At 61.8% G+C, this 12,657-nt stretch carries 16 protein-coding genes; 5 read left to right on the top strand and 11 right to left on the bottom strand.

Translation table 11 applies throughout. From position 1 onward, the window contains the following. Positions 1–28: 28 nt before the first annotated feature. The 8 genes from AB2B41_RS15680 to AB2B41_RS15645 all read right to left on the bottom strand — a co-directional run bounded on the left by AB2B41_RS15680 (position 29) and on the right by AB2B41_RS15645 (position 6,107). Entirely contained in the window at positions 29–490 is a 462-nt protein-coding gene (locus tag AB2B41_RS15680; RefSeq protein ID WP_367878755.1) for a DUF805 domain-containing protein, read from the bottom strand. Positions 491–546: 56 nt separating this feature from the next. Then, a complete protein-coding gene (sucD, locus tag AB2B41_RS15675; RefSeq protein ID WP_367878754.1) occupies positions 547–1,434 on the bottom strand; it encodes a succinate--CoA ligase subunit alpha in 888 nt (295 codons plus the stop codon). 9 nt (positions 1,435–1,443) lie between these two features. Next, positions 1,444–1,920: a succinyl-CoA synthetase subunit beta gene (locus AB2B41_RS15670; protein ID WP_367878753.1), complete on the bottom strand. Its 477-nt coding sequence runs from the start codon at positions 1,918–1,920 to the stop codon at positions 1,444–1,446. A gap of 70 nt (positions 1,921–1,990) precedes the next feature. Next, positions 1,991–3,184, bottom strand: a complete 1,194-nt coding sequence (gene sucC, locus AB2B41_RS15665; protein WP_367878752.1) for an ADP-forming succinate--CoA ligase subunit beta — start codon at positions 3,182–3,184, stop codon at positions 1,991–1,993. Positions 3,185–3,442: 258 nt separating this feature from the next. After that, a complete protein-coding gene (locus AB2B41_RS15660; protein ID WP_367878751.1) occupies positions 3,443–4,474 on the bottom strand; it encodes a MaoC family dehydratase in 1,032 nt (343 codons plus the stop codon). Continuing rightward, positions 4,474–4,677, bottom strand: coding sequence for a DUF1737 domain-containing protein (locus AB2B41_RS15655; RefSeq protein ID WP_367878750.1), 204 nt, complete (start codon positions 4,675–4,677; stop codon positions 4,474–4,476). The genes AB2B41_RS15660 and AB2B41_RS15655 overlap by 1 nt, the downstream gene beginning before the upstream one ends. A gap of 10 nt (positions 4,678–4,687) precedes the next feature. Continuing rightward, a complete protein-coding gene (locus AB2B41_RS15650; protein ID WP_367878749.1) occupies positions 4,688–5,245 on the bottom strand; it encodes an NnrU family protein in 558 nt (185 codons plus the stop codon). A 4-nt stretch (positions 5,246–5,249) separates the two neighbouring features. After that, positions 5,250–6,107: an HpcH/HpaI aldolase/citrate lyase family protein gene (locus AB2B41_RS15645; protein WP_367878748.1), complete on the bottom strand. Its 858-nt coding sequence runs from the start codon at positions 6,105–6,107 to the stop codon at positions 5,250–5,252. A gap of 335 nt (positions 6,108–6,442) precedes the next feature. Here AB2B41_RS15645 and AB2B41_RS15640 point away from each other — a divergent pair, with 335 nt between their 5' ends. Next, positions 6,443–6,772: a hypothetical protein gene (locus AB2B41_RS15640; RefSeq protein ID WP_367878747.1), complete on the top strand. Its 330-nt coding sequence runs from the start codon at positions 6,443–6,445 to the stop codon at positions 6,770–6,772. Between the two features lie 59 nt (positions 6,773–6,831). On the opposite strand, the gene AB2B41_RS15635 is transcribed toward AB2B41_RS15640, so the two are convergent. Beyond that, positions 6,832–7,587 carry a sulfite exporter TauE/SafE family protein gene (locus AB2B41_RS15635; RefSeq protein ID WP_367878829.1) on the bottom strand — a complete coding sequence of 252 codons (756 nt, stop codon included), beginning with the start codon at positions 7,585–7,587 and terminating at the stop codon, positions 6,832–6,834. Between the two features lie 188 nt (positions 7,588–7,775). Here AB2B41_RS15635 and mdh point away from each other — a divergent pair, with 188 nt between their 5' ends. Next, a complete protein-coding gene (mdh, locus tag AB2B41_RS15630) occupies positions 7,776–8,738 on the top strand; it encodes a malate dehydrogenase (protein ID WP_367878746.1) in 963 nt (320 codons plus the stop codon). 90 nt (positions 8,739–8,828) lie between these two features. On the opposite strand, the gene AB2B41_RS15625 is transcribed toward mdh, so the two are convergent. Together AB2B41_RS15625 and AB2B41_RS15620 are read right to left on the bottom strand one after the other, a co-directional pair. Further along, positions 8,829–10,208, bottom strand: coding sequence for a Tad domain-containing protein (locus AB2B41_RS15625; RefSeq protein ID WP_367878745.1), 1,380 nt, complete (start codon positions 10,206–10,208; stop codon positions 8,829–8,831). 4 nt (positions 10,209–10,212) lie between these two features. Next, entirely contained in the window at positions 10,213–10,650 is a 438-nt protein-coding gene (locus AB2B41_RS15620; RefSeq protein WP_367878744.1) for a TadE/TadG family type IV pilus assembly protein, read from the bottom strand. A 38-nt stretch (positions 10,651–10,688) separates the two neighbouring features. On the opposite strand from AB2B41_RS15620, the gene AB2B41_RS15615 reads away from it, so the two are divergent. The 3 genes from AB2B41_RS15615 to sdhC all read left to right on the top strand — a co-directional run bounded on the left by AB2B41_RS15615 (position 10,689) and on the right by sdhC (position 12,647). Then, positions 10,689–10,847: a hypothetical protein gene (locus tag AB2B41_RS15615; protein ID WP_367878743.1), complete on the top strand. Its 159-nt coding sequence runs from the start codon at positions 10,689–10,691 to the stop codon at positions 10,845–10,847. Positions 10,848–11,392: 545 nt separating this feature from the next. Then, the gene (locus AB2B41_RS15610) at positions 11,393–12,211 is read left to right on the top strand and encodes a DUF1194 domain-containing protein (protein ID WP_367878742.1); all 819 of its coding nucleotides are present in this window, start codon (positions 11,393–11,395) and stop codon (positions 12,209–12,211) included. A gap of 49 nt (positions 12,212–12,260) precedes the next feature. After that, positions 12,261–12,647 carry a succinate dehydrogenase, cytochrome b556 subunit gene (gene sdhC / locus AB2B41_RS15605; RefSeq protein ID WP_367878741.1) on the top strand — a complete coding sequence of 129 codons (387 nt, stop codon included), beginning with the start codon at positions 12,261–12,263 and terminating at the stop codon, positions 12,645–12,647. Positions 12,648–12,657 lie beyond the last annotated feature (10 nt).

Genomic DNA, 12,657 nt, shown 5'->3' with positions numbered 1-12,657 from the left:
GTCACCTTATGGCTGGGCTGGACTTGGATCAGGCGGCGGGCGCGGGTGGGGGCCCGTACTGATTGGTTTCGGGCTGGCTGGGTCGGGTGAGGAACCACAGAAAAACGAGGCTGACGATCAGGCCGATGATCCCGAGGATGCCGGAGACGAGCACCGAGCCGGTGTCGGGGAATTCGCCTGCGGCGATGGCGGCCTCGTCGGGCATGTCCGGGGCCAGCAGCGTGTTCAGCAGGCTGAGGACGGCGGGGATCACGATCCACCAGCCGGGGCGGCCGGTGTCCTGCAGGCGGCGGAAACCCACGGCCAGCATCGGGACGATGATGGCGAGGGTGAAGATGAAGGAGAGCGGGCCGAGGAACATCGCCACGATGGAGCCGAGGACCACGAAGAGGAAGAACCACCAGTATTCGGAACGCGAGGCGCGGCCTTCGAACTTGGCGTATTTCTGCGTCAGGCAGGTTTTGACGGCGGTCATGAAGTCCATGGTCATTGGTCGTCCTCCCGTGGGTTGCGGGTGGGTCGGACAAGAATGTCCGACCCACGGGGTTAGCCTTTTTCGATTGCTTCCTTGACGGCCTCGCCCAGTGTCGCGGGGCTGTCGGCCACGACGATGCCAGCGGAGCGCATGGCTTCGATCTTGTCCTCGGCGCCGCCCTTGCCGCCGGCGACGATGGCGCCTGCGTGGCCCATGCGGCGGCCCGGAGGGGCGGTGCGGCCGGCGATGAAGCCTGCGGTGGGCTTCCAGCGGCCTTTCTTTTTCTCGTCGGCGAGGAACTGGGCGGCGTCCTCTTCGGCAGAGCCGCCGATTTCGCCGATCATGATGATGGATTCCGTTTCGGGGTCGGCGAGGAACATCTCGAGCACGTCGATATGTTCGGTGCCCTTGATCGGGTCGCCGCCGATGCCCACGGCGGAGGACTGGCCGTAGCCGAGGTCGGTCGTTTGCTTCACCGCCTCATAAGTGAGTGTGCCGGAGCGGGAGACCACGCCGCAGGAGCCGCGCTTGTGGATGTGGCCGGGCATGATGCCGATCTTGCAGGCGTCGGGCGTGATGACACCGGGACAGTTGGGCCCGATGAGGCGCGACTTGGAACCTTCGAGCGCGCGCTGGACGCGCATCATGTCGAGGACCGGGATGCCTTCGGTGATGCAGACGATCAGGGGCATTTCGGCGTCGATGGCTTCGAGGATCGAGTCGGCCGCGAAGGGCGGGGGCACGTAGATGACGGAGGCGTTGGCCTCGGTCTTGTGCTTCGCCTCGTGGACGGAGTTGAAGACCGGCAGGCCGATGTGTTCCTGTCCGCCTTTGCCGGGAGTGACGCCGCCGACCATCTTGGTGCCATAGGCGATGGCCTGTTCGGTGTGGAATGTCCCCTGTGAGCCGGTGAGGCCCTGGCAGATAACGCGTGTGTTTTCGTCGACGAGTACGGCCATGTCTGTTCCTTAGTTTTGGTCGTCGGTGGGCAGAAGGCGCTCCACCAGCATGAAGGTTTCGGTGCCCTGGGGCCCCTTGCGGGTGCCCACGTGGACGATGGCGGTGCGGCGCGGGTTGAGCTTTCGCGCAGCGAGAAGGGTGGTGGTGTCGGTTTCGGTGTAGGAGGCGGGCAGGGGGGTGGGGGTGATGATGCCCTCTTTGTTCAGTGCCTCGACAGCGGTTGTCGCGGCCTTGTCGGCATGGTTGCCGGGGAAGGCGATTTCGCAGCGGCGGTCGGTGCCGGGGGTTACCGGGCGGCCTGTGGCAGGGGAGGGATCGGCGATGGAGAAGGGGTCGAGGTCGTAGAAGTCGTAAGTGGTGCCGGAGAGGGCGAAGGCCTTGCGGGCCTTCTCGGCGGTGTGGAAGGGGGAGAAGCAGTGGTCGGCGAAGAGGTCCATGGCGGCGCGGGCGGTGGCCTGTGGGCCGCCTGCTTGCACATCGCTCAAAAGCACTGAGCTCAGACCAAGGCCTGCGCACAGTGCGATGAGTTGATGTGAGCGCGCGCCTCGCATCGGTTCAGCCTTTGACGGCTTTCACGATCTTCTGCGCCCCATCCTTGAGGTCATCCGCCGCGATCACATCCACGTCGGAGTTGTTGATGATGTCCTTGCCTTGCTGCACGTTCGTGCCTTCAAGGCGCACGACCAGCGGGACCTTGAGGCCCACCTCTTTCACGGCGGCGACCACGCCCTCGGCAATGACGTCACAGCGCATGATGCCGCCGAAGATATTGACGAGGATGCCTTTGACGTTGGGATCGGAGGTTATGATCTTGAAGGCTTCGGTCACCTTTTCCTTGGTGGCACCGCCGCCCACGTCGAGGAAGTTGGCAGGTTCGGCGCCGTAGAGCTTGATGATGTCCATGGTCGCCATGGCAAGGCCCGCGCCGTTGACCATGCAGCCGATTTCGCCGTCCAGAGCGATGTAGTTGAGGTCGTACTTGGAGGCTTCCAGTTCCTTGGGGTCTTCCTCGGTCGTGTCGCGCAATTCGGCGATGTCGGCGTGGCGGTAGATGGCGTTGCCGTCGAAGGAGACCTTGGCGTCGAGCACCTTGAGATCGCCGCCGTCGGTGACGATCAGCGGGTTGATCTCGAGCATCTCCATGTCCTTGTCGAGGAACGCCTTGTAGAGCAGGCCCATCAGCGAAACGCATTGCTTGACCTGCTTGCCTTGCAAACCCAGCGCGAAGGCGATGCGGCGGCCATGGAAGGGCTGGTAGCCGGTGGCGGGGTCGACGGAGAAGTTGAGGATTTTTTCGGGGGTCGCTGCGGCGACTTCCTCGATGTCCATGCCGCCCTCGGTCGAGCAGACGAAGGAGACGCGGGAGGTCTGGCGGTCGACGAGCAGGGCGAGGTAGAGTTCCGTCTCGATGCCGGAACCGTCCTCGATGTAGATGCGGTTGACCTGTTTGCCGACGGGGCCGGTCTGGTGGGTGACCAGCGTGCGGCCCAGCATTTTCTTGGCCTGCTCGGCGGCTTCTTCCACGGATTTCGCCAGACGCACACCGCCGCCGTCGCCGGCGTCGGCCTCCTTGAACTTGCCCTTGCCGCGGCCGCCCGCGTGGATCTGCGCCTTGACGACCCAGAGCGGTCCGTCAAGCTCGCCTGCGGCGTTCTTGGCATCTTCGGCCTTGAGCACGACGCGGCCATCGGAGACGGGCGCGCCAAAGCTGCGCAGGAGGGCTTTCGCCTGGTATTCGTGGATGTTCATGGAAAACGGTCCCGTTCTGGTTCAAGTTGCGGGCTGGCGGGCCCGCAGTCTTATGGTTCGGGGAAAGCTTTTCCGAGAATTCGGGCGATTGCCAGAGTAAAGCGACATTTGTGATCACAGCGAAAAATAGTGTGATCACAAATATGGCGCGGTTGACGGTTTCTTCAGGCTGTTCCACCGGCGGTTGGCGGCGGATTGCGGGAGAAAGCGGCGGGAAACCTGCGTGTTACAGGTGATTCCTTCGTTAATCCACAGGCTTCAGAGGGGCATGAGCGCCCAGTAATCGAGGTCGAGCAGCACCTCGGGGAGGTATTTGCCATCCTCGCCGCGCAGGGCGAAGGGCGCGCCGCCGCTGGTGGCGACGAGGCGCAGGCGGATCGCGCCGACGCCGGGAGCATCGGTCTCGGCCTTGTCGAGCACTTCGGACCACGCGCGCACCGTGGTGCCCGCGAGGCAGGGGTTGGCGTGCGCGCCGCCGTTGAGGCCGACGATCATCTGGGCATTGGCAAGCCCATTGAAGCTGAGCGCGCGGGCCATGGAGATGACGTGGCCGCCGTAGATCAGGCGGGTGCCGTCAGGGCGGGCAGAGGTATCGAAATGCACCTTGGCGGTGTTCTGCCAGAGGCGCGTGGCCATCATGTGCTCGGCTTCCTCGATAGTGACGCCATCGACGTGGTCGATGGTTTCGCCGATGGCGTACTCGGACCAGCGGTGCGGTTCCCCGGCAAGGGTGAAGTCGTAGTTCGTGAAGTCGAGGCCTTTGGGGACCACAAGCTGGTCGGCGGTCAGCGCCTTGGGCAGGTCCGGGACCACCGTTTCGGGTGCGGGGGCATCGATGTCGCGTTTGCGGACCATCACCCAGCGGATGTATTCCATCACCGTTTCGTCATGCTGGTTCAGTCCGGTGGTACGGACATAGACGACGCCGGTCTTGCCGTTGGAGTTTTCCTTGAGGCCGATGACTTCCGATTGGCTGCGGAGTGTGTCCCCGGGCCAGACCGGCGTGACCCATCGTCCTTGCGCGTAGCCAAGGTTTGCCACGGCATTCAAAGACACGTCCGGCACGGTTTTGCCGAAGACGATGTGAAAGGCGATGAGGTCATCCAGCGGACTGAAGGGCAAACCGCAGGTCTGGGCGAATTGGTCCGAGGAATGGAGCGCATGGCGCGCCGGATAGAGCATGTGATAGAGGGCGCGTTCGCCCATCTTCACCGTGCGGGGCACCGCGTGGTGGATCGTCTCACCCAGCGTGTAGTCCTCGAAGAAACGGCCTGCGTTGGTTTTGGACATCAGTGGTCCCCCAGCTTGGTGTCGGGGGTGTAGGTGCCTTCGACCTCTTTCACCACGGCCTGTCCGCAGCGCATCACGCCTGCGGCGTCATCCCAGGTCTGGGTCGGCGAACCGTAGAGCTCCCAGCCCTTGTTCAGGGCGTCGGTGACCTTGTGGCAAAAGGCGGACGTGTCCTCTTCTGAGAGGAAGCGGTAGAGTTTCATGGGGTATTCCTTATGACGGGAAGGGCCAGACGCCGAGCCATGTGTGGATCGCGGCGACGAGGGCGACCAGCACGACGGTGATCACGGCGAGGCGGATGTAGGTTTTGGCCCCTGCGGGGGGCGGCGGGGTCCAGTCGGGTTCCGCGCGGTTGATCATGATCACCTCGGTCACGGCCCAGGCGAGCAGACCACCGAAGAGGATGATCGACGCCAGATCGCCGTTCACGATGAGGTGGGCAAAGGCCCATGTCTTGAAGCCTATGAGCTGGGGGTGGCGGGTTTTGTAGGCGGGCCATGCCTTGGCGCCCTTGGCGGCGGAGGAGCCGTAGATCCAGAAGGCGAGGATCATCAGCAGGTTGTTCAGGTGGATCGTCCAACTGGGCGGGTACCAGACCGGGATGAAATCGGCACCGCGGTAGCCAAGGATCATCAGGATCACGCCCGCGACGATCAGGACGGCGACAATGCCTTTGCCCGGATCTCCGAGTTTGACGCGGGCGTCGGGGGCGAGGCGTTTGAACCAGTGGGCAAACGTCCAGAGGGCAAGGCCGAGGATCAGGAGGGTCATGGCGTCATCCTTCGTTGAGGGCGGCAATCGCCTCGAGTTTTGCCAGTGTTTCGCGGGCGGTGGCAACATGCAGGTTTTCTACGATCTTGCCGTCGACGACGGCGACGCCCTGGCCGGAGGCCTCGGTTTCCTCGAAGGCGGCGATCTGGCGGCGGGCGAGGTCGGCTTCTGCCTCCGAAGGCGAGAAGGCGGCGTTGGCGACGTCAAGCTGCGCGGGGTGGATCAGTGTCTTGCCGTCCATGCCCATGTCGCGCCCCTGATCGCATTCGACCTTGAGACCTTCGTCGTCCTTGAAGGCGTTGTAGACGCCGTCGATGATGGCGATCTGGTGGGCCTTGGCGGCGAGGACGCAGAGGCCGAGGCCGGTCATCAGCGGCAGGCGGTCGGGGCGGAAGCGGGTCTGCAGGTCCTTGGCGAGGTCGTTGGTGCCCATGACCATTGCTTCCAACTGGCGGTGTGCGGCGATGGCGGGGGCGTTGAGCATGGCACCCGGCGTTTCCATCATGGCCCAGAGGGATTTGTCACCGACGATTTCGGCAAGTGCTTCGAGGTCGGCGGGGGAGCCCACCTTGGGCAGCAGGATTGCGTCAGCGTCCATGGCGGCGGCGGCCTTGGCATCGTCGGCGCCCCATTCGGTGTCGAGGCCGTTGATACGGATCACGCGGTAGCGCTTGCCGTAGCCGCCTTCCTTGAGCGCTCCGGCGAGTGTTTCCCGGGCGGCGACCTTTTCATCGGGCGTCACCGCGTCTTCTAGATCGAAGATGATCGCATCGCAGGGCAGGCCACGGGCCTTGTCGAGGGCGCGGGGCTTGGAGCCGGGGATGTAGAGGACGGAGCGGAAAGGGCGGGCGATCTTGGGCATGGGCTGCTTTCGGGCTGGGGCGGCGAGGTCGCCGGGTCAGAATGTTGCGCGCAAGGGGGCATTATTTATCGAAAAGTTCAACCCTATTTATGCCGCAGTGCAGCAAAATTCAAATTGAGAGGGCAAGCGGACGCAGCGTTAACCATTACTTCAAGCCTGATCCGCAGAGTGTCCCCAGTTGCATCCCACGGGGAGAGCCGTTTCGGCAAGGCCGCCGAAGAGTGCGGACGGGAGTGGCAGCGACACGTACAAACCTGGGCCACCCAGGTCCCGCCGGGAAAACCCGGGGATGGTCCGAGGACCGGGGTGCGGCCTTTCGAACGAAGGCACTTAGGATGAACAGAACCATGAAAATGCTCAATCTGGGCGCGCTGATGGCGGCGGCGGTGCTCTATCTTGTCTCGACAACGGATGTGGCCGCGCAGGGCCGCAACTGTGCCCCGCGCGATGCGGTGGTCGAACGGCTGGCGTCGGGTTATGGCGAGACGCGGCAGTCCGTTGGGCTGGGCGCGAACAACGCGGTGGTGGAGGTCTTTGCCTCGACCGAGACGGGAAGCTGGACGATCACCGTGACGGTGCCCGGCGGGCTGACCTGTCTCGTGGCCTCGGGCCAGTCTTTCGAGCGGGTGGCCGAGGCGCTGCCGAGTGCCGATAACGACGCCTGAAGAAGGCGGGACTGGTCGGTTGACATGGGCGGGCTGGTGAGGCCCGCCTTTTCACATGTTCAGGTGAGGCCATCCCACATCAGCTTGGTCCCGGTGATCATCAGCAACGTGTAGGTGAGGCCAAAGAACAGCCGTTCGGAGACAAGGTTATGCGCCTTGACCCCGAGCCAGGTGCCGATGAGTGCGAAGGGCGCAAGCACGAGGTTGGCCATGAAGGTCTGCGCGGTGAACATGCCGAGGGCGGCGTAGGGAACGAACTTCACGATGTTCAGGAGCCAGAACAGCAGGACCGTCGAGGCCTGGTATTGCGTCTTGCTCAGGCCCCGGGTGAGCAGGAAGATGGCGGCGGGTGGGCCGCCCGCGTGGCTGATGAAGGTCGTGAAACCCACGGCCACGCCCCAAGCGACGCCAGCCCAGTCGGGCATCCGTTGACGGGCGAGCGTCAGCAGGCCCGAGGCCAGGAGCAGCCGCCACAGCACGAAACCCACAGAGACGCCGCCGATCAGCAGGCGGAAGAGATCGGGGGAGGCGACGCGGTAGAGGAGCGCGCCGAGGACGATCCCCGGCAACCCGCCAAGGACCAGCAGGGCCACATCGGGCGTGCTCCATTTCCGCCAGTAGGGTTTGAGGGAACTGACGTCGATCAGCATCAGCATCGGCAGCATGACCCCGAGCGCGAGGCCCGGTTCCACGACCAGCGCGAGGATCGTGGCCGAGGCAAAGGCGGCACCCGAACCGAAACCGGCCTTCGATATGCCGGCGAACATCACCGCCGGGCCCGCAACGAGGAAGAAGAAGAGATCGAGGGTCAGCATCGCGGGGCGTGGTCCAGTCTGGAAATACGGCACAACTGACAACACTGGCGCGATGCTGTCCACCGACAAGGAACAGAAGCGGTTTCGCAAAGGGCCCGACAAATGTTGCAGCGCAGCGACCTTCGCTTGCAGGATGAGACGCATTTCGCTATCCCCGCCTGAAAGCAACCCATCTCGGAGATTTCACCATGGCCAGACCCAAGATCGCGCTTATTGGCGCGGGGCAAATCGGCGGCACGCTCGCGCATCTCGCAGCCCTGAAGGAGCTCGGCGACGTCGTTCTGTTCGACATCGCGGAGGGCATTCCCGAAGGCAAGGCGCTCGACATCGCGGAATCGGGTCCGGCAGGCAAGTTCGACGCGGCGCTCTCGGGCACGCAGGATTATGCGGATATCGCGGGCGCGGACGTGTGCATCGTGACAGCCGGCGTGCCGCGCAAGCCGGGCATGAGCCGGGACGACCTGCTGGGTATCAACCTCAAGGTCATGAAGTCCGTGGGCGAAGGCATTGCGCAGCATGCGCCGAATGCTTTCGTGATCTGCATCACCAACCCGCTGGATGCGATGGTCTGGGCGCTGCGCGAATTCTCGGGCCTGCCGCATGAGAAGGTCTGCGGCATGGCGGGGGTTCTCGACTCGGCGCGGTTCCGTCATTTCCTTGCGACCGAGTTCGATGTGTCGATGAAGGACGTGACCGCCTTTGTGCTGGGCGGACATGGCGACACGATGGTGCCGCTGGTGCGCTATTCGACCGTGGCCGGTATCCCGCTGCCGGATCTGGTCAAGATGGGATGGACCACGCAGGAAAGGCTCGATGCGATCGTGCAGCGGACCCGTGACGGCGGGGCGGAGATCGTGGGTCTGTTGAAGACCGGTTCGGCGTTTTATGCGCCTGCGACCAGTGCCATCGAGATGGCGGAAAGCTATCTGAAGGACCAGAAGCGCGTACTGCCCTGCGCGGCCTACGTGGACGGGGCCTACGGGCTGAAAGGTTTCTACGTCGGCGTGCCGACTGTGATCGGCGCGGGCGGCGTGGAGCGCGTTGTCGAGATTTCCATGAACAAGGACGAGCAGGCGATGTTCGACAATTCCGTCAACGCGGTGAAGGGCCTTGTCGAGGCCTGCAAGGGCATTGACGAGAGCCTGGCCTGATCGGACCAGACGAAATTGCAGAAAGGGGCGCTCCGGTTGGCGCGCCCCTTTCTCGTTCGCCGGGGAGATCGTGTCAGGGGACCGCTGGTGTTATTTCACCATACGGAAGTACGGGGCACGGAAAGCATTTTCCATGCCGCGGTTTTTGCAATAGCCCATGCTCATGTTGCTGGTGCCGTCTATCCGCCCATTGGAGACAAAGGACGCGCCCACGACACCGTCGGCTTTGGCGGCGAATTCAATGTCTTTCATGGCGAGGATCTGCGCGTTGAAGGCGCTGAGCGAGGCTGCCGCCTTGAACCCGCCCAGCGTCATCAACGTCACGCCGCCGCCCTCGGCACAATTGTCATCGCGGCCCAGTTGCAGACCTTGGCCTGAATAGAAAGAACTGATGTCTTCCGATGTTGTGGCGATCACCACGTCCTCCAGCACGACACCGTTGGCAAAGTTCACCTTGCAATCGGTGATCAGCAAGAAAGAGCTGTAGAGTCCTGCCTCCAGGGTGATGGAGCTCTTGCCGAAGCAGTACTTCCTGTTTACCGCGTTGGGCGCAAAATGATACGGTATAACGGACATGGTATATTTCTTTTTTGGTGGTTCCTCGTTCAAAGGCAGCCCCGGAAACTGGTCGAATTCGATGTTGTAAGCATAACCATGGTCGACGTAGGGCGGCAGATGATCTTGCTCTGCGCCCCAGAAGCTGTCGATGATGCCCGGGAGTTTGCTCAGCAGCCGCATGCGGTATTTCCCCTCGCGCAGGGCGGTCCCGAGCCCTTCGTTTAGCTTGAAACCCGATTCAGGGATATCAAGGTCGTTGATGTTGGGCATAGACACCACGGTGCCCGGTTCAAAATAGTTGTTCTGGTTCAGGCTTACGTAGGTGTTGGAGTGAATACAGAACCCGTCGGTGAAGCTGTTATTTGACTGTATGTCAACGATTTGTTCGGAAACGAAGCCTTCGGTGAAGCAGCCGGGGTAGTAAGTAGTATAAATTGAATCGACGCCGATATTGAAGGTGTCGAAGCCAATCATGCGCAGCAGGATGTTGCGCGAGGCGTTGTTGCGATCTTCCACCATCTGCGCACTGACTTTGACTGCCGATCGGGAGCCCTCGTTCGCCGTGAAAGTTTGCGTCTCGGGGTCCCATTTGCCGAAGATGATGTCCGCGCTGGTCAGCGCGCTGCGACCGAACTTATTCTCGGGCAGCATGCTTGCAACGGTGTCGAGCGCGACCTGGCGGGCTTCGCCCGTGGTTTTGGTTTCGCGGGTGTAGAGCGCGGCGTGAGCGGCGGCATCGGCGGCAACCTGAAGCCGGGTGCGTTCCGACATCGCCTTGTTGAAGTCGATGGCAATACCCCCCATCACAAGGCAGATCAGCAGGAAGAAGAGAGACAGGATGGTGGCAGACCCGTCTTCGTCGGTTGTCCAGTGGGGCCGGTCCTGGTGCTTGTGGGAAGTATTCAGCATCATCGGATCAGAACTCTACAATTTGCTGGGCGCTGACATTAATCGTGATCCCGTTGAACGCGCTGTTCATGAAATTGAGCGGCATCAGGTCACCCGCCGGAGCTTTGAGGCTGGTCATCACGAAGCCGTCCGAGATGTTGGTCGAGATGTCGAGATTGGCTTCGAGATAGCTTAGCCGCGTAAGGATATAGTTCTGAACTTCCTGCGCATCTGCTAGGCGGCCCAGGGAAAACGCGCGATTGCCGTCCTGCACAACGCGCAGCATCTGGGATTCAGTGAAGAACACGATCGAGACATTCATGATGAATGCGAGGAGGATCGCGAAGATCGGAAACCAGATGATGGATTCGATTGTCGCGTTGCCAGCCTCGTCGCGCCAGAAACGTTTCAGGCGTGCCACAGGTGCCAGTTGGCTTTCGGATGCGGTTTTTTGCACTCGTACCATGATGAGCTTCCCGGTGTTGATTTGTTGTCGGGACAAGAATGGCAATCGAATTTGGTGATTTTCTGGCACGCAAACAGGCTTCTCCGGTGGTTTTTACTCAAATCCCAGTCGGCGGCGCCAGGGCCGATTCCGTGAGCAATTCCCGCTATGAAGGAATGATGTACTTTGCCTGTGATTGGTGTGAAGGCAGCGCATGAGTGAGTCTGCGGCTGCGATGATTGAGACTGGGCTGGCCGACTGCATGCACGGATCGTCTATTTTGAGCGTAATTGTTATATAAAACAGTAGCTTGTCTGAATTTTCGGAGCGCAGAAAATGAGACAATCACATCAGTCGGGCTGTTCGTCATTATGGCTCAATCCGGACATCTTATGGACTGATGGCTTGCGTTGCGAGTGGTGGTGACCTGTGGTGATTGAGTGCAAAAAACCACGCGTCGCAGGGCGCGCAAATCCCGCGGTGCACAGAAACTTTTGGCCGAGAAAAAGGCGGCATTCTCCATATTCTCGGCCAAGTCCGGCGTATCCAACGGTGCCGGGTCAGAACGGAAATGAACGGACGCGCAGGGTGATTCTGCAATCGAAATGGCAGCGGCGCGAAATTTCTGCGGAATTCCGCCCATCGGGATTACCCGAATCGGTGGATAAGTGCCGAGGTGGAGATTTTGTGGCCGACCGGTGGCGATTTGAAGAGAGTTCATTTCAGCGTGCGTGGCCGCCTGCGCTGAGGTAGCCTTGGAGCCATGCGGTGCATCGCGGTTTTCCTCAGTTTCTTTCTCTTGCGGCCGGCGCTGGCCTGCGAACTTGCGCTGGTATTGGCGGTCGATGTGTCGGGATCCGTCGATGGCCGCGAATATCGCATCCAGATGCAGGGGCTCGCCGCCGCGCTGAACGACGGGATCGTGCAGGATGCGCTGGTCGATGCCCAGGCGCAGGTGACCCTGGTGCAATGGACGGGTGCCAGCCGACAGCGGCAGACCATTGGCTGGACGGCGATCACCTCGGTGGAGGATGTCAGCGCCCTGGCCGTCCGCATAGTGGACGACCTGCGGCGTTGGCGCAATTTCTCGACCGCGATTGGAGAGGCGATCGACGTGTCGGCTGAGCTGTTCGATCAGGTGCCGGCGTGCAAGCGCCGGGTGATCGATGTGTCCGGCGACGGCGTGTCGAACGAGGGCGTGGAGCCGCGCGAGAAGCTGGCAGAGATGAAAGCGCGGGGGATTACCATCAATGCGCTGGCTATCGAAACGGAAGAGACAGACCTGACGGCCTACTTTTTCGAGAATCTCATCGTGGGGGAGGGGGCATTTGTGATCACCGCGAACGGGTTCGAGGATTATCCGGCGCAAATCAGACGCAAACTGCAGCGCGAGACGACCAAGCAACTGAGTCGTCTGCCGATTGACACGGCGGGCTGTGATCACGCGCATATCACGTGTGATCACAAAATACGCTTACTTGGGCGCTTACACGGTGATGAAGTTGAAACGGCGAGAAAATCTGCGTCAAAGCCTGCGTCAAATGTGCCGGACCCCGTGACACTGCGGCAAATTCCGCTATGAATCGATGCAGTCAACTTGAATACACAGCCAGCTTCGAAGGACCCGTGCCATGGCCGATGTAAACCGGGGCAACCGTCCCCTGTCGCCCCATCTGACGATCTACCGCCCGCAACTGACCTCGATGACCTCGATCCTGACGCGGATCGCCGGCAACGCGCTTCTGATCGCGGCGCTGATGATCGTTTGGTGGTTTCTCGCCGCGGCGACGTCGGAGGAATATTTCAACACCGCGAATGCCTTCGTCACCAGCTGGTTCGGCGATCTGGTCATGTTCTTTTCGGTGCTGGGCCTTTGGTACCACACGCTGGCCGGTATCCGGCACCTGATCTGGGATAACGGCTATGGGCTGGATATTCCCACGGCGGAAAAGCTGGGCTGGGCCTGTCTGGGCGGGTCGGTTCTGCTGACGCTGATCACTGTCGCAGTGCTTTGGTAAGGAGATAGAC

It is taken from the genome of Sulfitobacter sediminis (assembly GCF_040811725.1).
Classification (GTDB): Bacteria; Pseudomonadota; Alphaproteobacteria; order Rhodobacterales; family Rhodobacteraceae; genus Sulfitobacter; species Sulfitobacter sediminis.
Note: the sequence above shows the minus strand (reverse complement) of the source record. Positions and strands in the feature narration are given on the sequence as shown.

What these genes read in the sequence shown, in the direction of transcription:
- AB2B41_RS15650 (WP_367878749.1), bottom strand. Translation starts at nt 5,245, where the DNA reads ATGACCCTCCTGATCCTCGGCCTTGCCCTCTGGACGTTTGCCCACTGG.
- AB2B41_RS15615 (WP_367878743.1), top strand. Translation starts at nt 10,689, where the DNA reads ATGGCAATCGAATTTGGTGATTTTCTGGCACGCAAACAGGCTTCTCCG.
- AB2B41_RS15635 (WP_367878829.1), bottom strand. Translation starts at nt 7,587, where the DNA reads ATGCTGACCCTCGATCTCTTCTTCTTCCTCGTTGCGGGCCCGGCGGTG.
- AB2B41_RS15620 (WP_367878744.1), bottom strand. Translation starts at nt 10,650, where the DNA reads ATGGTACGAGTGCAAAAAACCGCATCCGAAAGCCAACTGGCACCTGTG.
- AB2B41_RS15640 (WP_367878747.1), top strand. Translation starts at nt 6,443, where the DNA reads ATGAACAGAACCATGAAAATGCTCAATCTGGGCGCGCTGATGGCGGCG.
- AB2B41_RS15625 (WP_367878745.1), bottom strand. Translation starts at nt 10,208, where the DNA reads ATGATGCTGAATACTTCCCACAAGCACCAGGACCGGCCCCACTGGACA.
- AB2B41_RS15680 (WP_367878755.1), bottom strand. Translation starts at nt 490, where the DNA reads ATGACCATGGACTTCATGACCGCCGTCAAAACCTGCCTGACGCAGAAA.
- sucC (WP_367878752.1), bottom strand. Translation starts at nt 3,184, where the DNA reads ATGAACATCCACGAATACCAGGCGAAAGCCCTCCTGCGCAGCTTTGGC.
- sucD (WP_367878754.1), bottom strand. Translation starts at nt 1,434, where the DNA reads ATGGCCGTACTCGTCGACGAAAACACACGCGTTATCTGCCAGGGCCTC.
- AB2B41_RS15655 (WP_367878750.1), bottom strand. Translation starts at nt 4,677, where the DNA reads ATGAAACTCTACCGCTTCCTCTCAGAAGAGGACACGTCCGCCTTTTGC.
- AB2B41_RS15645 (WP_367878748.1), bottom strand. Translation starts at nt 6,107, where the DNA reads ATGCCCAAGATCGCCCGCCCTTTCCGCTCCGTCCTCTACATCCCCGGC.
- AB2B41_RS15660 (WP_367878751.1), bottom strand. Translation starts at nt 4,474, where the DNA reads ATGTCCAAAACCAACGCAGGCCGTTTCTTCGAGGACTACACGCTGGGT.
- sdhC (WP_367878741.1), top strand. Translation starts at nt 12,261, where the DNA reads ATGGCCGATGTAAACCGGGGCAACCGTCCCCTGTCGCCCCATCTGACG.
- AB2B41_RS15610 (WP_367878742.1), top strand. Translation starts at nt 11,393, where the DNA reads ATGCGGTGCATCGCGGTTTTCCTCAGTTTCTTTCTCTTGCGGCCGGCG.
- mdh (WP_367878746.1), top strand. Translation starts at nt 7,776, where the DNA reads ATGGCCAGACCCAAGATCGCGCTTATTGGCGCGGGGCAAATCGGCGGC.